We start from the raw sequence: 825 nt of genomic DNA, 5'->3' as shown, positions 1-825 counted from the left end.
CGACAAACCGTCGCTGCTGATGTGCAAAACCGTGATTGGCTTCGGTTCGCCGAACAAGGCCGGCACCCACGATTCCCACGGCGCACCGCTGGGCGAGGCCGAAGTGGCCGCCACCCGCGAACAGCTGGGCTGGAAATACGCCGCCTTTGAAATCCCGCAGGACATCTACGCCCAGTGGGATGCGAAAGAAGCCGGTCAGGCGAAAGAAGCCGCCTGGAACGACAAGTTCGCCGCCTACGCCAAGGCCTTCCCGGAACTGGCTGCGGAGTTCAAACGCCGCATGAACGGCGAACTGCCGGCCAACTGGCAGGCAGAAGCGAAGAAAGTGGTTGAGCAGCTGCAGGCCAACCCGGCCAACATCGCCAGCCGCAAGGCGTCGCAGAACGCGCTGGAAGCGTTCGGCAAACTGCTGCCGGAGTTCCTCGGCGGCTCCGCCGACCTGGCGCCAAGCAACCTGACCCTGTGGTCCGGCTCCAAATCGCTGGGCGATGACCTGGCCGGCAACTACATCCACTACGGCGTGCGCGAGTTCGGCATGACCGCCATCACCAACGGCATCGCGCTGCACGGCGGTTTCCTGCCGTACTCGGCGACCTTCCTGATGTTCGTGGAATACGCCCGTAACGCGGTGCGCATGGCGGCGCTGATGAAAATCCGCAACGTGTTCGTCTACACCCACGACTCCATCGGTCTGGGAGAAGACGGCCCGACTCACCAGCCGGTGGAGCAGTTGGCCAGCCTGCGGGTGACCCCGAACATGAGCACCTGGCGTCCGTGTGACCAGGTGGAATCGGCGATTGCCTGGCAGTACGGCATCGAGCGCCA

1 protein-coding gene is annotated in these 825 nt (G+C 64.1%); it reads left to right on the top strand.

The window, feature by feature from the left end:
* A partial coding sequence (locus AC2AXP_RS22650) for a transketolase family protein (RefSeq protein ID WP_484381991.1) occupies positions 1-825 on the top strand: 825 nt, incomplete at both ends.

The sequence above is a fragment of the Serratia sp. Sp408 genome (assembly GCF_057180665.1).
This window is presented reverse-complemented; position numbering and strand designations above follow the sequence as displayed.